Raw genomic sequence first — 17,435 nt, 5'->3', positions numbered from 1 at the left:
CAAGTGAACGGACCGTTCGCCCAATCCCACTGGACGAACGGTCCGTTCACCCACATCCCCTCCCCACCCAGCCGGCACCCCAGTTCGAGGCACACGCCGAAGCAGCGCGGTTCCAGTGGAGTGAACGGACCGTTCGCCCAATCTCCTTGGACGAACGGTCCGTTCACTCCGATCCGGCGATACCAGCCGACGTGCCGGGTTCGGGATGGGTGAACGGACCGTTGGTCCCATCTGGTTGGGCGGATGGGCCGTTCACTAGGTGTGACCCAAGGCACAGCGCCGGGGAGAACCTGCGGCGGGGGTGGGGCGTCTTGCGGGAGGTGGGATGGGGTCGAGCGACGATCGAGCGGGCCGAGGACGGCGCGCTCGTGCGGCTGGTCGCCAAGGGCGATCAGCGAGCCTTCGAGGAGCTGTACCGCCGGACCGCGCCGTGGTTGACGGTGCGGCTGCGGCGGCGGTGCGCCGATGACCAGATCGTCGCGGACGTGCTGCAGGAGACCTTCGTCGCCGTGTGGCGAGCGGCCGGCACCTTCACCGGATCCGATGTGGACGGTGGGTCGGCCGGGTGGTTGTGGACGATCGCCTCGCGCCGCCTGGTGGACGCGTTCCGCCGCCGCGCCCGGCACGCCGCCCCACCTCCGGCCGCGGCGGAACCGCCGAGCTCGCCCGCCGCCGAGGAGGTCGCGCTGGAGGGCGCCGTCAGCGGCGAGCTCGGGGGCGCGCTGAACCGGCTGGCGCCCGAGCTGCGGCAGGTGCTGCAGGCGATGGTGCTCGACGGCCTGTCGGTGCGGGAGACCTCGGCTCTGCTGGGACTCCCCGAAGGAACGGTGAAGACCCGAGCGCGACGCGCGCGGATCGCGATGCGGGAGGCCCTGACATGACCGAGCACGCCTCCGAGGAGTTGATCGCCGGCTACGTCCGCGGCGACACCACCATCGGTCCGGAGCAGGAGTGGGCGCTGGAGGGCCACCTCGAATCGTGCGCCGAGTGCCGCGCCCGCCTCGCGGAGGTGCCGGACGAGCAGGTGTCCGCGCTGGTCCTCGGCGCGTGGGAGGGGATCGCCCCGCGGCTCGGCCGCGTCGCGCCCGCGCCGCACCGCCGGTTCCGGCACGCGCTCGACACGTGGGCGGCGCCCGCGATGGTGCCGTGGATCGCCGGTGCGCTGCTGGTGGCGGCGTTCGCCGTGCTGGTCGCGCTCGTCTCCGGCGGGCCCGACGGGGATTCGCCGCTGCTGCTGCTCGCGCCGGTGGTCCCGGTGCTGGGCGTGGCCGCGGCCTGGTCCACGGGGCTCGATCCGATGCACGAACTGGTGGTGGCGACGCCGCGTGCCGGGCTGGCGCTGGTGCTGCGCCGGACGTTCGCGGCACTGGTGGCGGTGGTGCCGCTGCTGACGGGCGCGAGCCTGCTGGTCGGCACTTCTCCGCTGCTGTGGCTGCTGCCGAGTGCGGCGTGCACGGCGTCGTCGCTGGCGCTCGGCAGTGCCGTCGGGGTGCACCGGGCGACGCTCGGGGTGGCGGGAACCTGGTTGCTGCTGGTCGGCGGCGCGCTGTTCGTCGCCGAGCTGCCCGCGGCGGTGCTGGCGTGGACGACCACGCCGGTGTGGGCGGGCATCGCGGTGGTCTCCGCAGTGGTGCTGGTGGCGCGAGCGGAGGCGTTCACCCGCCTCGCCGGAGGATGAAAGGGGAGATCGTGGCACGACGAGTGACCGCCGCCGAGACGGCGCCGACCACGTACGCGCACGAGGTCCGCGCGGCGGGTCTCACGTTGCGGGCGGGCCGCCGGATCGCGGTGCACGAGCTGGATCTGGAGCTGGGCACCGGTGTGCACGGGCTGCTCGGCCCGAACGGGGCGGGCAAGAGCACCCTGCTCTCGGCGATGGCCACCGTGCTGCGCCCGCGACGCGGTGAGCTGGAGCTGCTCGGAGTGCCCGCGGGTTCGCCCGCGTTGCGGGAAGTGCGGCGCCGCGTCGGGTACCTGCCGCAGGAGTTCGGCTACTACCGCCGGTTCACGGTCCGCGAGTTCGTGACGTACCTGGCGTGGCTCAAGGAGATGCCGACCGCGGAGGTTCCGGGAGCGGTGCAGCGGGCGATCGAGCGGGTGGGGCTGGCCGATCGGGCGGATGACCGGATGCGCACGTTGTCCGGCGGAATGGTGCGCCGGGCCGGGATCGCGCAGGCCATCGTCAACGATCCGCGCGTGGTGCTGCTGGACGAGCCGACGGCGGGGCTCGACCCGACGCTGCGGATGCGGTTCCGGGATCTGCTGCGCGAGCTCGGTTCCGACACGTGCGTCGTCGTCTCGACGCACCTGGTGGAGGACGTCGCCGCCGCCTGCGATTCGGTGCTGTTGCTCGACGAGGGCCGGCTCGTCTTCCGGGGCGCTCCGGACGAGTTGGCGGCGGCGGGCACCGATTCCGACGACGGGGACACCGCGAGCGAGCGCGGCTATTCGGCGTTGCTCGCGCGGCGGGGGTCGGCGGCGTGATCGGGCGGCTGCTGCTGATCGAGCTGCGCCGGTCCGGCGCGCTCTGGTGCGCGGCGGGTTTCCTGCTGCCGACCGTGGTGCTGCTGAACATGACGGGCCCGTGGGCGCACGGCGGCGCGCAGTGGGACGAGCAGTGGACGGCGCTGGTGCTGTGGCAGCGCCACCAGCTGGTCGCCACCTGGCCGGTGGTGGTCGGGGTGGGCGCATGGCTGGGTTGTGCGCGGCGCCGCGCCCGGCTGGACGAGGTGCTGGCGGGCACTCCGCGCCCGGCCTGGCACCGGATGGCACTGCTGGTCGCTCCCGTGGCGGGCTGCCTGGTGGTGGCGATGCTGGTGCCGTTGGCGTTCGGCGCGGCGCGCGTCGCGAGCCGCGCGAGCTGGTACTCGGCCGATTGGGTGGCACCGCTGCTGATCGGCGCGCTCGCGCTGGTGGCGGGCGCGGTGGCCGGGATGGGACTGGGGAATGCGCTGCCGGTCCCGGTCACGCCCGCGATGGCTACGCTCGCGGCGTTCGCGGTGACGGTGGTGCTCCAGAAGGGGCCGCAGATGTTCACCCCGGAGGGCGGGTTGCCGATCGCGGTGGAGCTGCTGTCGCCCGTGCTGCGCGGACCGAATTCCCCGTACACCACCGTCGCACTCGACGTCCACATTGGACAATTGGTGTTGTTCGGCGGCCTCGGGGCGGGCGGATTCCTGCTGCTGGTGCTGCGCCGCGCCCGCTGGACGGCGGCGCTGCCGGTGCTGCTCGGCATCGTGCTGGCCCTCGCGATCTTCCCGGACCGCGCGAGCGAGGCCTATCCGGTCGACCCGGCGTGCACGGGGGCGGCCTGCGTGGAGACCTTCCGCGATTCGCCCGCACCCCCGCTCGAGTGATCCACGGCACGTCGATCCGGAGAACCTGAAACCCCACTCGATTCGACTTTCCCAATGAATCCGGAAGAACGATCGAAGGGGAGGGCGTGGCGAACTCGAAGAAGTTGACGAGCATTTCCAGTGCGATCACCGGAATCGCGCTGATGGCGGCAGGAGCAGGTGTGGCGTACGCGGCGAACAGCTCGCAGGACCAGCAGGAGAGCAACGTGACCAGTGCGGCTCAGACGACGGACCTTCCCCCCAAGGGCGCTCGCGCCGTCGTGAACGTGAGCCCGAACCCGACCACCGAACGCGGCCAGGAAGTGACCCTGACCGGCCATTGCGGCGGCGGGAAGGAACTGCGCGGATTCATCAGCGAAGTGGGCGGCAAGCCCGTTCTGGAGAACATCGAGATCGTCGATTCCGACCCGAACGGATTCGAGGCCAAGGCCACGCTCCGCGAGGAGATCGGCAACGGCGTCGGGCCCGTCTTCGTCGACTGCGGCGACGAGCTCGGCGTGACTCTGCTGGTGACCCACGTCTGATCCGCGCGCCGCGACCGCGAGCACGTCGCGGTCGCGGCGCGTCCGGCTCACGTCGCGGCGGGTTCCGCACCGGTCGGATCGGGGTCGCGGGTGAGCGCGCCGGTGATCTCCTCGGCCGCGGGCGGAGCGTCCCGGTACCAGGAGCCGACCGCCACGAACAGCAGCAACGAGACCAGCACCGGCGAGACCACGGTGATCGCCTCGGACAGCCCCAGCACGTACTTGGTGAGCGCGAAGGTGAGCAGTCCACCCGCCCAGGACGTCAGCGCGGACGTGGGCCCGACGTGCCGGAACGGCCGCAGCATGCCCAGCATCATCGGGATCGAGATCGGCCCGATCAGCGCGCCCACCCAGGCGACGATGATGCCGAGCACACCGCCGAGGTTCTCCGCGTTGAGCGCCAGCACCACGCTGAGGAACACGAACACCACCGTGAGCACCCGGCCCGCCCGGAGGAACTGCTCGTCGGTGAAGCCCCGGGCTCGGCGCCACACGTGCGGCAGCACGTCGCGGGTCATCACCGCCGAGATCGCGGTCGCGTCGGACGCGGCCATCGCCATGGTGTGCGAGAAGACCCCGACCAGCACCAGCCCGAGCAGCCCGGCCGGTAAGAACTGCAACGCCATCTCCGCGTAGACGTCCTCGGAGTTCTCCACCCGCACCAGCAGCGGTGCCGCGAACATCGGCAGCATCAGCACGATCGGCCACACCAGGTAGAGCGCGCTGGACAGCAACGCCGTGCGCCGCGCCGCCGCCGAGGTGGGGGTCGCGATGTAGCGCTGCGCCAGGTTCCACATGCCGCCGTTGTACTCGAACGTCTTGACCAGCACGTACACCAGCAGGAAGTACGCGGGATAGCTGCTCGTGGTCGGCGAGGTGTGGCCTTCCGGCAGCGCGGACCAGAAATCGGCGTAGCTGAACCCGCGGTCCGCCAAGGCGATGCCGACCGCGCCGATCATCGCGAACGCGGCGACGCCCTGGATCACGAACTGCCCCAGCTCGGTGAGCGCGTCGGCCCACAACCCGCCCGCGGTGCAGTACACCAACGTCACCGCCGCGGTGATCACGATGCCCCAGCCGAGCGGGATGCCGACGAACTTGTTGAGCAGCAACGCGACCGCCGACCACTTGGCCGCCACGTCGAACACCTTCAGCAGCGAACCGCTCCACGCCAGCACCTGCTGGGTGGGGACGTCGAACCGCTGCGCGAGGTACTCCAGCGGGGAGGCGATGCGGTAGTGCGTGCGCAGCCGGTTCCACTTGGGGGCGAACAGGAACGCGCCGATTCCGGTGGCGACCGCCAGCGGGAACATGAACACCACGTACGACACGATGCCCTGGTCGTAGGCGACTCCGGCGTAGGCGACGAAGACGACGGCGCTGTAACCGGACATGTGGTGCGAGATCCCGGCCAGCCACCACGGCATCCGGCCGCCCGCGGTGAAGAAGTCCGCGGTGTCGGCGACCTGGCGATGCGCCCAGACACCGATCCCCAGCATGATCAGCAGATAGCCTGCGATGATCACCCAGTCCAACGGGTGCATGTGGTTTCCCTTCCCTGGCCGGAGGAATCCGGCTCTCACGTCGTTGTGCGGGTTCGCCGCCGTCGCGGCTCTCGGGCGGTGCGGAGTGCGTTCAAGCTAGGGAGGCGCGGCACCGGCGGCAATCAGTTGTCACTACTTGCCACGGGGTCGCGCCACGACAGCGCGCACGCCGCTAGGGCTCGTCGCCGACGGCGCTCGGGACCTCGGCGTTGATCGCCGCGATCAGCTCGTCGTCCGAGGCCAGGTCCGCGTCGAGGGCCGTGAGCACCGCGCGGGCACCGGAACGCGCCGCCGGTACCAGGTCCGCGGACCTCGGATCGCGGACGTCACCGCCGCGGAGGTGCGCGATCCACGCGGCGAGCACCGCCACCGCGGCTTCCGGCAGCCGACCGGCGCCGCGTTCGCGGTGCAGGACCGGCAGGATGCGCACAGGGATCTTCTGCGAACCGTCGACGGCGATCTGCCGCAGCCGGTGCTCGATGGCGGGGGCCGCGAAGCGCCGCCGCAACGCGGACCGGTACTCGTCGAGTTCCGCCGCGGGCAGCGGCAGGTGCCGCGCGGCGGTGTCCCACCACGACTCGACCAGCCCGGCGAGCACCGCGTCGTCCATCGCCTCCCGCACCGAGCTCCGGCCACGCCCGAGCCCGGCGTAGGCGAGCAGGCTGTGCGCGCCGTTGAGCAGCCACAACTTGCGCCGCTGGTAGTCGTCGACGGAGTCGACGAACCGCGCGCCCGCCCGCTCCCAGCTAGGCCGGCCACCGGGGAAATCGCCCGCCAGCAGCCACTCCGCGTACGGCTCGGTCACCACCGGCACCGCGTCCCGGACACCGGTCAGCTCGTGCACGGCCCGCACGTCGGCGGGCGTCGTGGCGGGCGTGATCCGGTCCACCACGGTGCTCGCGATCGACACCCCGGCCTCGACCCACGCCGCGAACGCCGCGTCCTGCCCCGCCACCGCCGCCCGCAGCACCGAGCGCAGCGCCGCTCCGTTGTCCGGCACGTTGTCGCAGGGCACCAACGTGATCGGCGCGGCGGCGGCGCGGAACCGCGCGCGCAACCCGTCAACCAGCCGGGAGATCGCGGAATCCTCCCCCTCCCGCGGTACCCGGTAGGCCGCCTCGGTCACGGTGAGCGTGACCACCGCGACCTCCGGCGCGGCGAGGTCGGAGAGCCACCGCTCCCGCTCGGCACCCGCGTGCGCCCGGCTGATCGAGCCGATGGTGCGCACGTCCTCACCGCGCACCAGCAGCGAGTACAGCCCGCCCTGCGCGTTGAGCTCCGCGGGGAGCTCGGTGCTGCGGAACGTGTAGGCGGCGATGCCCCACTCCGGGTCGGCGGCCGTGCACACGGCCTGGTGCGCGCGGTGGAACGCGCCGAGACCGCAGTGCACGGCGCGGACGGGGGCGGGTTCGGCGTCCCGGTGCAGGCGCACGATCACAACCGGAAGGCGGTGCGGGGCTGGCGGTCGTTGAGATCGCGCAAGACCCGCGCGGCGTCGTCCTCGCTGAGCACGTGTTCCGCGACGAGCGAGGCCAAGTGCCCGGCGTCCACCCGGCGCGCGGTGTCGTGCCGAGCGGGGATGGAGCAGAAACCCCTGGTGTCATCGATGAATCCGGCGGTGCGGTGAAAACCGGCCGTCTCGGTGACGGCGTCCCGGAACCGCCGCATCGCGCGCGGCGCGTCCAGGAACCACCACGGCGCACCCAAGTACACCGACGGGTAGAACCCGGCGATGGGGGCGAGCTCCCGGGAGAACACCGACTCGTCCAGCGTGCACAGCACCGTCCGGAACCGCGGATCGGTGCCGAACCGCCGCAGCATCGGGCGCAGCGACTCCGTGAACTCGGCGCGCGTCGGGATGTCGTGGCCCGTGTCCGGGCCGTAGCGGGCGAAGGTCTCCGGGTGGTGGTCGCGCAGGCTCCCCGTGTGCAGCGCCAGCACCAGGCCGTCCTCGCTGGACATCCGCGCCATCTCCCCGAGCAGCTGCCTCGACAGCAGCGCCGCGTCACCGCGCCCTGCGCGCACCTCGGCGAACAGCCGGGACGCCTCCTGCTCCGGCAGGAACTCCATGCGCGGATCCGGGGCGCCGTGATCGGTCGCGGTGGCGCCGTGCGCGCGGAAGAACTCCCGCCGCGCCTCCAACGCCGCGACCAGACCGCGGTAGTCGCCGGTGTCGATGCCGCTGACCGCCGCGAGCCGATCCAACGCCGCCGGCCAGTCCGGTCGGGTCGCGTCGAGGTAGCGGTCCGGGCGGAACGTCGGCACCACCCGGCCCTGCCAGCTCGGATCCTCCGCGAGCGCGCGGTGGTGGCGCAGGTCGTCGGCCGGATCGTCGGTGGTGGCGAGCACCTCGATCCCGAACGACCGGAACAGCGCGCGAGGCCGCAGCTCGGGCCGGGCCAACCGTTCGGTGAGCTCGTCGAACAGCGCGTCGGCGGTGTCCGCGGACGGCTGCACCGCCACGCCCAGCACGTCGTGCAGCTCCGACTCCAGCCACTGCCGGGACGCCGTGCCCAGGAACAGGTGCCAGTGCGAGCAGAACGCCCGCCACACCTCCCGCGGCGGCGCCGGTTCCTCCGGCCCGCCGCGCAGACCGCACTCGTGCAACGCGACGCCGTGCGCGTGCAGCAGCCGCGTCACGTAGTGATCGGGCGTCACCAGCAGCGCCGCCGGGTCCGCGAACGGCCGGTCCGCGGCCAGCAGCTCGGGGTCGACGTGCCCGTGCGGGCTGATCAGCGGCAGGTCGCGGACCGCCGCGTAGAGGCGCCGGGCGATGGGGCGCTGCACCGGATCGCTGGGCAGCAGCCGATCCGGATGCGGTGCGAGCGGAGTGGAACCACTAGCCATGCCCGCAGAATCGGCCGCGGAACGCACGCTCGACAACTAGTTGCCATCGGTTGCCGGTGCCGGTCCGGTCGAATCGCGGACAACGAGGTGCGCGTCGAACGTCCGCGACCAGGTCGCGGCGCCGGTCAGCTCCGCGTGCACCAGGTCGACCGCGGCGCCGCCGACCTGCCCGGCGGGCCCGGCGATCGTCGTCAGCCCGACCAGGTCGGCGCCGAAGATGTCGTCGCACCCGACGATGCTGCGATCCACCGGCACCCGCAGCCCCACGTCCCGCACCCGCTGCATCGCTCCGATGGCGACGAGGTCGTTGTAGGCGATGGCAGCGGTCGCCCCGTCCAGCACGAACGCTTCCGCCGCGTCCCGCCCGCCTTCCCTGGTCGGCGGATGCGGCCCGAGGTACACCGACTGCACGCCCAAGGCCGCGGCCTCCTCGTGCACCGCTGTCCACCGCTGGCCGTTGATCCACGAATTGCGCGGACCCGACAGGTACGCGATGCGGCGGTGCCCGAACGCCGCGAGGTGGCGCACCGCCGTGCGCATCCCGCCCGCCGTGTCCACCACCAGGCTCGGCAGGCCGTCGATCACGCGGTTCACCATCACCAGCGGGCGGTGCCGCGCCAGCTGCCGCACCGCGTCGTCGGCCAACCGGGACGTGGCGAGGATGCCGCCGGTCGAATTCGCCAGCAGGTGCCGCAGATTCCCCGCCTCCACCTGCGGCGACTCATCGCTGTCGGTGAGCGCCAGCGCGTAGTGCCGCTCGATGGCGCGGGACTGCACGGCCTTGATCATCGCGGCGTAGTAGGGGTTGGCGATGTCGGTGACCACCAGCATCAACGTGCGCGACCGGCCCGGGGCTTCGGCCCTGGCCAGCGGGCGCGGCTCGTAACCGATCTCCACCGCCGCGGCCCGGATCCGGGTGCGGGTGGCGGCGTTGACCCGCGACGGATTGCTGAACGCACGGGACACGGTCGACGCGGCGACACCGCAGCGCCGCGCCACGTCGTAGATCGTCGGCCGACCCTCACCCACGCCCCACCCCACCTCCACTCCCCCAACCGACCACGCCCCCGCCCCCTGGACAACCGCCACACGGCACCCACCCGACCGGAGTGAACGGACCGTTCGTCCCATCCCCTCGGACAAACGGTCCGTTCACCCCGACCCACCCCGCACCAAGGCGCCGACCGAGCTTTCCGAGTGAACGGACCGTTCGCCCAATCACATGGGACGAACGGTCCGTTCACTCCAACCCCGCCCCGAACGACGCGGGCCGCCGCCGAACGCGCACGCCGTCAACGACCGAGTTCGGGGTGGGTGAACGGACCGTTCGTCCAGTGGGATTGGGCGAACGGTCCGTTCACTCCGAGCCGTCACGGCGCCAGCAGGATGCGGATCGGGTCGCCGTCGTGGTCGCGGAGCCTGCGGACGCCCTCGGCCACCTCGTCGAGCGGCAGCACGGCGGTGACCGACCCCGACACGTCGAGCCGGCCGCGATCGGTCAGCTCCACCAGGTCCTCCAGGTGCCGCATCCGGTAGCCGGTGTGGCCGATCACGCTGTGCCGGTTGCGCACGAAGTGGATCTCACGACCGACCGCGAGCTGATCCGGCGAGATCCCGATCAGCACGAGCCTGCCGCGATGCCCCAGCGCGGCATCGGCCTGCGCGAACGTGGTGCTGCGCCCGACGCAGTCGAACGCCGCGCGCAGCCCCCGCCCGGCGGTGATCTCCTTGATCCGAGCGGCCGTGTCCGCGGCGGCCGGGTCCAGCGCGAAATCCGCTCCCAGCTCGAGCGCGCGCTCCCGCGCCGACGCCAACGGGTCCAGGGCGATGATCGGCGAGGCGCCGCAGATCCGGGCCAGCTGCACGAGGTGCGTGCCCAGCCCGCCCAAACCCCAGATCCCCACCGATTCCGCCGCGCGCAGCTCCGCGGTGTCGATGGCTCCGTACGGGGTGGACACGGCGTCGGCGAGCACGGCCGCGTGCTCCAGCGGCACCGACCGGGGGACGTCAACGAGGGAGACGGCAGCGGTCAGCACGTATTCGGCCCAAGCGCCGTCGTAGTGGAACGCCATCACCTGGAGGTCTTCGCACCGGTCGGTGCCGCCACCGGTCCGGCACTCCGAGCAGTCGCCGCACTCCTTCCCGGCGGCGAGCACCACCCGGTCGCCCACCTGCCGGTTGCGCACTCCTTCGCCGAGCGCGGCGACCACGCCGGCGGCTTCGTGCCCTGGTGTGATCTCGGGCAGCCGGGGTGCGATGTGACCGTCGAGCTGGCTCAGGTCGGACTGGCAGATTCCGCATGCGGCCACTCGCACCAGCACTTCACCCGGCCCCGGCAGCGGAACGGGCACCTGGCGGATCGCGAGCTCGCGGGTCGCCGCGTCGAACCGGGCCGCGCGCATCGTGGTGGGGAGGTCAGCGGACGACGGGTGTTCGGTGAGCGCCGGGACAGCTTTCATCGGAACGTCCTTTCGGATGTCGGTCGAGCTCACGTTTCCGAGGCCCGGCGGTGTTCTCCGGGCACGGTCGATCACGTCGCCGGGCCATCTCGGCCAGGCGAACGCGAACCGTTGAACGGCATGGGGGGAGAAGCGAACGATCGTCGGTCGGTGCGGGAAGAGCCCGCGGACGGGGAAACGTCAGTCGTCGAAGGCGGGAACGCCGCCGGCGAACAGGGTGCGCACCGAGTCGGCGAGCTCCTCGGGGCTCCAGTCGGATTCGGGGTCGAGCAGCAACCGGGCGCCGGACTCGGCCGCGCCGACCGCCAGCGCGGCCAGGGCGTTCGCGCGGCGCTCACTGCCGGGGAGGGAATCGGAGCCGTCCAGCCAACCGCGCAGCACCGGGGTGAGCCGGGTGATCGCGCGGGACCTCGAGCCCTGCACGGCCTGCGCGCGGTCCGCCCGCACCCGCGTCCCGTACAGCAACCGATAGCTGTCCGGGGAGTCGCGGACCGCGGCGAAGTACGCCACGAGAACTCCGTGCAAGGCGCGCGCCGGGTCGGACTCCGCCTGCGCGGCGTCCAGCGCGGTCGTCAGCTGCTCGGCGAGCCGACTGCTCTCCCGCTGGTCCAGCGCCTGCAGCATCGTGTCGCGGTTGCTCCAGCACCGGTACAGCACGGTCTTCGCCACACCCGCCTCGGCGGCCACGGCGTCCATGGACACGGCGTCCCCGTCGCGCAGCGACACCCGCAGTGCCGCGTCGAGCACGAGTTCCTTGCGGACCGCGAGCGGCAGGTGCTGCGCGCGCTCCGGCTTCTCCCCCTTGGCACCGGTCACGGCCCGGCTCCCTTCGCTCAGCTGTCCCGCATCGGGTGCATGCGCAGCAGGAAGGTCGGCGACACCAGGCCCACCGGCAGCGGCAACTTGCCCACCCTCATGTTCACCCGGCGGTAGTGCGCATTCAGCGGCGGGCCGGAGATGAGGGTGTCCAGCGGGTCGGTGTACGAGCCGCCGACGGTGAGGTCGACGTCGGCGCTGCGCTGTTCCAGCGGGTGGTCGACGGTGCTGAAGGTGACCAGCCGGGGCACGGAGAGCCCGACGGTGCCGATCACGTTGCGGAACGGCTGGTTGAAGATCGGCGGGACCGAGTCGACCTCCTCGCCGAACTTGCCGCTCATCCGGATCAGCTCGACGCCGCGGCGGCGGACCACGGTCTCAACGCCGTCGTCCTGCTCGGACCACTCGATCTCGGCGATCTTCTTCGGGAAGCCCAGGGTGTCCCTGCCCCCGATGAGCGCGGTGTCGTCGTCCACCACGATCCACGGGCAGTGCGCGGCGCGGAACGGACCGTGCTTGACGTTCAGGAACAGCGCGGCCTCGTGGTAGGTGCTGTTGAAGTTCGTCCAGGGGTAGTCGACGACGAACAGCGTCGCGGTGCTGGACTCGTCCATCTTCACGCCGGCGGGCAGCACGTGGTCGGCGGCTTCGCGGTTGATCGGCACCGTGGCGGAGAGGAACTTCGCGTTCTTGTACTTGTCGGCCTTGGGGTTCTGCCTGCGGCGCAGGTCGCCCTTGGCCTCCTCGAAGGTGAATTCGGGACGGGCGTCGGCGGGCGCCACCCCTTCCTCGGACATCTGCACCTTGCTCGCGCTCTGAGCGGTCACGCTTACCTCCCGTGTTTTGTACTCGCTCGTACAATCATTGTACGAGCGAGTACAAAAGTCAAAGCCCCAGGTGACCCCCAAACCCATCGCCCCCACGAACCGCACCACCACTTCCGAAGTGAACGGACCGTTCGCCCAAACTCACTGGACCAACGGTCCGCTCACCCACCCCGCGCAGCCACCCGCGCACCACGAAGGCCGGGTGGAGTGAACGGCCTGTTGGTCCAATCCCGTTGGGCGAACGGTCCGTTCACTCGGAAGCGCTCGACGATCGGCCGCCGACCCGACGCTCACCACCGCGCTTAAACGCGGACGTGCGCGCGGTTGCTCGTGGCGGAGTGAACGGACCGTTCGTCCAGTGGGATGGGACGAACAGTCCGTTCACTCACTTCGGACCCAGCCCGACGGCGCACTCGATCGCCCTGGTGCGCTCACGGCGAGGGGTGGAGCCGATCGACGCGCACCGGCATCCGCTCACCTCCGCCAGCACGCGCTCGCGCCGGAGGCCGTTCCGCTCAGCCGGGCGAAACCGCGCTGTCGCGCACCGGTTGCCCGTCGAAGCGGCGCAGGAAGTGCTCGGTGGTCTGCGGCACTCCCAGCACGACCGCGATGGCGACGGCAGGCCCGACGAGCAGTGCGGTGAACGCCGTGGTGTAGCCGGCGTGCTCGACGACGTAGCCGAAGACGCTGGGGCTGAGCACCCCGGCGAGCTGCCCGCCGAAGAGGATCACTCCGGCGGCGGCTCCGCTCAGCGCCGCGGGCAGGCTGCGCAGCGGAACCGAGAAGCACGGCAGGTAGGCCAGCCCGGCCACACCCCCGAGCAACGTCACGCAGGCCACGAACAGCGGCACCGAGGGCATCCGCGGCAGCAGGAACAGCAGGACGCCGACCGCGATCATGCTGGGCACGACCACCCGCCGCGGACGTCCACCGAACCGGTCCGACAGCCGGCCGCCGACCACGATCCCGATCGCGCCGAGCAGCGTCGGACCGACGACGACCATCCCGGCCGCACCGATCGGCAGCCCGTGGCGTTCCACCAGGTAGGAGGTGGTCCAGGTGCTGATCCCCCAGCTCACGACGTCGTAGGCGAAGAACATCACCGCGAAGGCCCAGATCGCGGGCGAACGCAGCACCCGCCTCGTGCCGCCCGCGACCCGGCGCGGCCCGGTCAGGTCCGGCGACAGCGGCTCCGGCATCCACCGCACCACGGCCACGAACACCAGCAGGCCGAGCCCTGCCACCGCGAGGAACGCGATCCGCCAGTCCCACACGGACAGCAGCGCCGAGCCCACCACGGCGGCCAGCAGCGCGCCGATGGCGTTGGAGCTCTGCATCCAGCCGTTGGCCGTGAGCCGTTGTTCAGGAACGCTGCGGGCGCTCAGCGCGCTCACCGAGGCTCCGGGGAACAGGCCTTGCGCGGCTCCGAAGCACAACCGCACGGCCAGCAGCGCGGTGAACGACCACGCGAAGGCGGTGAGTCCGGTGAACACCGACCACAGCAGCAGCGCCAGCGCGGCCATCCGCACTCCGCCGTAGCGATCGGCGAGCAGTCCGCCGGGGATCTGCATCAGCGCGTAGGTGAGGAAGAACGCCGAGACGACCAGTCCGCGTTCGCCGTGGTCGAGGCCGAAGGTCTCGCCGATGGACGGCAGCGCGACGTTGATGATGAGCCGGTCGACGTAGTCCACGGTCCAGGCCGCGAACAGCAGCGCGACGGTCACGCGGGTCGTTCGGTGCACGGATGCTCCTCCCGCCCGGAACGGGCGATCACATGGCGGCCACCCCGAAACCTACCTCTAGTAGGTATCGCTCCGGGAGGGGTCGGCCCTGCGATCGACCACCGGTGATCCGCCGCGCACGGACCGGCGCGAGGCCACGCCGGACACGCCCCACCCCGGCGATGCACCGCACGCCCCTGACGTGCACGTTCCACACCTGACGCATCGATGCCCACGTGCCGGACCACAGTTGACACCCATACCCCCCATGGGTATACCTGTGTTCGTTGGCGCCGGACCGGGGAGAGCTCGATGCACGGATACACACAGGACAAGGACGAGTACGCGAAGCGGCTGCGCCGCATCGAAGGACAGGTCCGCGGCCTCGCCAAGATGATCGAGGACGACAAGTACTGCATCGACGTGCTCACCCAGATCAGCGCCACCACCAAGGCGCTCCAGTCGGTCGCGTTGGGACTGCTCGACGAGCACCTCAAGCACTGCGTCACCGAGGCGCTCGCCGAAGGCGGTGACGCCGCCGACGAGAAGGTGGCCGAGGCCGGCGCCGCGATCGCCCGGCTGGTGCGCTCCTGACGGACGGCGCACGACCGCCTCCGGCACGACCCGGGCGCCGCCCACGACGCCCGCGAGCAAGACGACCACGAGGAAGGGACGTACATGAGCCAGTCGACCTACACCGTGACCGGGATGACCTGCGGCCACTGCGTGAGCTCGGTGACCGAGGAGATCAGCGAGCTCTCCGGCGTCTCCGACGTCGCCGTGGACCTCGCGACCGGCGCGGTGACCGTGACCAGCACCGAACCGCTGCCCGAGAACGCGGTGCGCGGTGCGGTCGAGGAGGCCGGCTACCAGCTGGTGAACGCGTAGGCATCCCGGCGGGAGCGGTTCCGCCGCTCCCGCCGCCTCGCGGCACATCCCGACAAGTCCACTGCGGACGTCCCTTCCGAACGGATCCGCGCGGCAGGTGAACAGGAGATCGCACGATGAGCACTGGAGCATCGACTGCACCGGGCGCCACCGGACAGCAGGTCGAGCTGATCATCGGAGGCATGACCTGCGTTTCGTGCGCGAATCGCGTGGAACGCAAGCTCGGCAAGCTCGACGGCGTGACCGCCACGGTCAACTACGCCACCGAGAAGGCCGCCGTCAGCTACCCCGCCGAGCTCGACCCTCAGCGGCTCATCGACCAGGTCGAAGCCGCCGGGTACACCGCCGCGGTCCCCGCACCCCCGGATGAGGACACCTCCCCGGACGACGCGGAGCAGGACACGACCACCGCGCTGCGCGACCGGTTGATCACCACCGCCGCGCTGTCCATACCGGTGATCGTGCTGGCCATGGTGCCCGCACTGCAGTTCACGTACTGGCAGTGGATTTCGCTGACGCTGGCCGCTCCCGTCGTCGTCATGGGCGGTGCGCCGTTCCACCGCGCGGCGTGGACGAACCTGCGCCACGGCGCGTTCACCATGGACACCCTGGTCTCGCTCGGCACGCTCGCCGCGTTCCTGTGGTCGCTGTACGCACTGCTGTTCGGCACCGCCGGCATGCCCGGCATGACCCACGACTTCGACTTCAGCACCGGCTCCGGCAGCGGCTCCGGGTCGATCTACCTGGAAGTGGCCGCCGGCGTCACGATGTTCATCCTCGCCGGCCGGTACTTCGAAGCCCGATCGAAGCGGCGCGCCGGCGCGGCGCTGCGCGCGCTGCTGGAACTCGGCGCGAAGGACGTCGCGGTGCTGCGCGACGGCCGGGAACAACGCATCCCCACGGACCAGCTGGCCGTGGGCGACCGGTTCGTGGTCCGCCCCGGCGAGAAGATCGCCACCGACGGCATCGTCGACGAGGGCGGTTCGGCGATCGACACCAGCATGGTCACCGGTGAATCCGTTCCCGTCGAAGTGGGTCCCGGCGACTCCGTTGTCGGCGCCACCGTCAACGCGGGCGGACGACTGATCGTGCGCGCCACCCGCATCGGCTCCGACACCCAGCTCGCGCAGATGGCGCGGCTCGTCGAAGAAGCGCAAACCGGCAAGGCGGCGGTGCAGCGCCTCGTCGATCGGATCTCCGCGGTGTTCGTCCCGATCGTCATCGTTCTCGCCGTGGCCACCTTGGTGGGGTGGCTGCTGGCCGGCGGCGGCGCGGACACCGCGTTCACCGCGGCCGTCGCGGTGCTCATCATCGCCTGCCCCTGCGCCCTCGGACTCGCGACCCCGACCGCACTGCTGGTCGGCACCGGCCGCGGCGCGCAACTCGGCGTGCTCATCAAAGGCCCCGAAGTCCTGGAATCGACGCGGCGCATCGACACGGTCGTGCTGGACAAGACGGGCACCGTCACCACCGGGCAGATGTCGCTGGTCGGCGTGCACCTCGCCGACGGCACCGACGAAATGCAGGCGCTGCGGCTGGCGGGTGCCGCCGAGCACGCCTCGGAGCACCCGATCGCGCGGGCCATCGCGCTCGGCGCGGCGCAACGGGTCGGCGAACTCCCCGTCGCGGCCGAATTCGGCAACGTGGAAGGGCTCGGGGTGCGCGCCACCGTCGAGGGCCACCAGGTCAGCATCGGCAGGATCTTCGACGGTGCGCTCCCGGACGCGCTGCACGAGGCGAAGAGCACCGCGGAACGCGCCGGGCACACCGCCGTCGTGCTGGCCTGGGACGACGCCGCGCGGGCCGTGCTCGAAATCGCCGACACCGTGAAACCGACCTCCGCCGAGGCGATCCGGCGGCTGCGCGGCCTCGGCCTGCGCCCGGTGCTGCTCACCGGCGACAACGAGACCGTGGCGCGCACCGTGGCCGCCGAAGTGGGCATCGACGAGGTCATCGCCGAGGTGCTGCCGCAGGACAAGGCCGCGGTCATCACCCGGCTCCAAGGCGAAGGACGTGCGGTCGCGATGGTCGGTGACGGCATCAACGACGCCGCCGCGTTGGCCCGAGCGGACCTGGGCCTGGCGATGGGCACCGGCACGGACGTGGCGATCGAAGCCTCCGACATCACGTTGGTCCGCGGCGACCTGCGGGCGGCGGTGGACGCGGTCCGCTTGTCCCGCCGCACCTTGCGGACCATCAAGGGCAACCTGTTCTGGGCGTTCGCCTACAACGTGGCCGCGATCCCGCTAGCCGCCGCAGGCATGCTCAACCCGATGATCGCCGGGGCGGCGATGGGCATCTCCAGCGCCTTCGTCGTCGCCAACAGCCTCCGCCTCCGCCGCTTCCACCCCACAACCCCCGCCTGACCAAGGCGGAGTGAACGGACCGCTCGCCCAATAGCATTGGACGAGCGGTCCGTTCACTTCTCTCGCACGTGGGCTTCTCAAGCGCGT

The 17,435-nt window shown here is 71.6% G+C and carries 16 protein-coding genes; 8 read left to right on the top strand and 8 right to left on the bottom strand.

Annotated elements, in window-relative coordinates:
- Window positions 1-320 precede the first annotated feature (320 nt).
- The 5 genes from BJ969_RS04070 to BJ969_RS04050 all read left to right on the top strand — a co-directional run bounded on the left by BJ969_RS04070 (window position 321) and on the right by BJ969_RS04050 (window position 3,880).
- Window positions 321-881: a sigma-70 family RNA polymerase sigma factor gene (locus tag BJ969_RS04070; protein WP_184484769.1), complete on the top strand. Its 561-nt coding sequence runs from the start codon at window positions 321-323 to the stop codon at window positions 879-881.
- Window positions 878-1,678 carry an anti-sigma factor gene (locus BJ969_RS04065; RefSeq protein WP_184477431.1) on the top strand — a complete coding sequence of 267 codons (801 nt, stop codon included), beginning with the start codon at window positions 878-880 and terminating at the stop codon, window positions 1,676-1,678. Before BJ969_RS04070 ends, BJ969_RS04065 begins: the two co-directional genes overlap by 4 nt.
- The gene (locus tag BJ969_RS04060) at window positions 1,675-2,484 is read left to right on the top strand and encodes an ABC transporter ATP-binding protein (protein ID WP_184477429.1); all 810 of its coding nucleotides are present in this window, start codon (window positions 1,675-1,677) and stop codon (window positions 2,482-2,484) included. The genes BJ969_RS04065 and BJ969_RS04060 overlap by 4 nt, the downstream gene beginning before the upstream one ends.
- Complete coding sequence (locus tag BJ969_RS04055) at window positions 2,481-3,356, top strand: hypothetical protein (RefSeq protein ID WP_184477427.1); 876 nt, start codon at window positions 2,481-2,483, stop codon at window positions 3,354-3,356. The genes BJ969_RS04060 and BJ969_RS04055 overlap by 4 nt, the downstream gene beginning before the upstream one ends.
- Window positions 3,357-3,442: 86 nt before the next feature.
- Window positions 3,443-3,880 (top strand): hypothetical protein, encoded by a 438-nt coding sequence (locus BJ969_RS04050; RefSeq protein ID WP_184477425.1) that lies wholly within the window; start codon window positions 3,443-3,445, stop codon window positions 3,878-3,880.
- Window positions 3,881-3,927: 47 nt separating this feature from the next.
- On the opposite strand, the gene BJ969_RS04045 is transcribed toward BJ969_RS04050, so the two are convergent.
- From BJ969_RS04045 to BJ969_RS04010, 8 genes are all read right to left on the bottom strand, one after another.
- The gene (locus tag BJ969_RS04045; protein ID WP_184477423.1) at window positions 3,928-5,424 is read right to left on the bottom strand and encodes a sodium:solute symporter family protein; all 1,497 of its coding nucleotides are present in this window, start codon (window positions 5,422-5,424) and stop codon (window positions 3,928-3,930) included.
- A gap of 172 nt (window positions 5,425-5,596) precedes the next feature.
- Window positions 5,597-6,856: a mannitol dehydrogenase family protein gene (locus tag BJ969_RS04040; RefSeq protein WP_343071211.1), complete on the bottom strand. Its 1,260-nt coding sequence runs from the start codon at window positions 6,854-6,856 to the stop codon at window positions 5,597-5,599.
- Between the two features lie 2 nt (window positions 6,857-6,858).
- A complete protein-coding gene (uxaC, locus tag BJ969_RS04035; RefSeq protein WP_184477421.1) occupies window positions 6,859-8,271 on the bottom strand; it encodes a glucuronate isomerase in 1,413 nt (470 codons plus the stop codon).
- A 36-nt stretch (window positions 8,272-8,307) separates the two neighbouring features.
- Window positions 8,308-9,300 carry a substrate-binding domain-containing protein gene (locus BJ969_RS04030; protein WP_184477419.1) on the bottom strand — a complete coding sequence of 331 codons (993 nt, stop codon included), beginning with the start codon at window positions 9,298-9,300 and terminating at the stop codon, window positions 8,308-8,310.
- Window positions 9,301-9,641: 341 nt separating this feature from the next.
- Complete coding sequence (locus BJ969_RS04025) at window positions 9,642-10,730, bottom strand: zinc-binding dehydrogenase (RefSeq protein WP_246456674.1); 1,089 nt, start codon at window positions 10,728-10,730, stop codon at window positions 9,642-9,644.
- Between the two features lie 180 nt (window positions 10,731-10,910).
- On the bottom strand, window positions 10,911-11,546 hold the full coding sequence (locus tag BJ969_RS04020) for a TetR family transcriptional regulator (RefSeq protein ID WP_184477417.1): 636 nt from the start codon (window positions 11,544-11,546) through the stop codon (window positions 10,911-10,913).
- A 17-nt stretch (window positions 11,547-11,563) separates the two neighbouring features.
- The gene (locus tag BJ969_RS04015; RefSeq protein ID WP_184477415.1) at window positions 11,564-12,373 is read right to left on the bottom strand and encodes an acetoacetate decarboxylase family protein; all 810 of its coding nucleotides are present in this window, start codon (window positions 12,371-12,373) and stop codon (window positions 11,564-11,566) included.
- A gap of 515 nt (window positions 12,374-12,888) precedes the next feature.
- Window positions 12,889-14,115: an MFS transporter gene (locus BJ969_RS04010; protein ID WP_184477413.1), complete on the bottom strand. Its 1,227-nt coding sequence runs from the start codon at window positions 14,113-14,115 to the stop codon at window positions 12,889-12,891.
- Between the two features lie 291 nt (window positions 14,116-14,406).
- Here BJ969_RS04010 and BJ969_RS04005 point away from each other — a divergent pair, with 291 nt between their 5' ends.
- From BJ969_RS04005 to BJ969_RS03995, 3 genes are all read left to right on the top strand, one after another.
- The gene (locus tag BJ969_RS04005; RefSeq protein ID WP_184477411.1) at window positions 14,407-14,688 is read left to right on the top strand and encodes a metal-sensitive transcriptional regulator; all 282 of its coding nucleotides are present in this window, start codon (window positions 14,407-14,409) and stop codon (window positions 14,686-14,688) included.
- A gap of 84 nt (window positions 14,689-14,772) precedes the next feature.
- Entirely contained in the window at window positions 14,773-14,982 is a 210-nt protein-coding gene (locus BJ969_RS04000; protein WP_184477409.1) for a heavy-metal-associated domain-containing protein, read from the top strand.
- Between the two features lie 116 nt (window positions 14,983-15,098).
- A complete protein-coding gene (locus BJ969_RS03995; RefSeq protein WP_184477407.1) occupies window positions 15,099-17,348 on the top strand; it encodes a heavy metal translocating P-type ATPase in 2,250 nt (749 codons plus the stop codon).
- Window positions 17,349-17,435 lie beyond the last annotated feature (87 nt).

Origin of the sequence: Saccharopolyspora gloriosae, from assembly GCF_014203325.1 — a bacterium.
In the GTDB taxonomy this organism is placed as follows: Bacteria; Actinomycetota; Actinomycetes; order Mycobacteriales; family Pseudonocardiaceae; genus Saccharopolyspora_C; species Saccharopolyspora_C gloriosae.
Note: the sequence above shows the minus strand (reverse complement) of the source record. Positions and strands in the feature narration are given on the sequence as shown.

What these genes read in the sequence shown, in the direction of transcription:
- BJ969_RS04065 (WP_184477431.1), top strand. Translation starts at nt 878, where the DNA reads ATGACCGAGCACGCCTCCGAGGAGTTGATCGCCGGCTACGTCCGCGGC.
- BJ969_RS04060 (WP_184477429.1), top strand. Translation starts at nt 1,675, where the DNA reads ATGAAAGGGGAGATCGTGGCACGACGAGTGACCGCCGCCGAGACGGCG.
- BJ969_RS04045 (WP_184477423.1), bottom strand. Translation starts at nt 5,424, where the DNA reads ATGCACCCGTTGGACTGGGTGATCATCGCAGGCTATCTGCTGATCATG.
- uxaC (WP_184477421.1), bottom strand. Translation starts at nt 8,271, where the DNA reads ATGGCTAGTGGTTCCACTCCGCTCGCACCGCATCCGGATCGGCTGCTG.
- BJ969_RS04025 (WP_246456674.1), bottom strand. Translation starts at nt 10,730, where the DNA reads ATGAAAGCTGTCCCGGCGCTCACCGAACACCCGTCGTCCGCTGACCTC.
- BJ969_RS04005 (WP_184477411.1), top strand. Translation starts at nt 14,407, where the DNA reads ATGCACGGATACACACAGGACAAGGACGAGTACGCGAAGCGGCTGCGC.
- BJ969_RS04000 (WP_184477409.1), top strand. Translation starts at nt 14,773, where the DNA reads ATGAGCCAGTCGACCTACACCGTGACCGGGATGACCTGCGGCCACTGC.
- BJ969_RS03995 (WP_184477407.1), top strand. Translation starts at nt 15,099, where the DNA reads ATGAGCACTGGAGCATCGACTGCACCGGGCGCCACCGGACAGCAGGTC.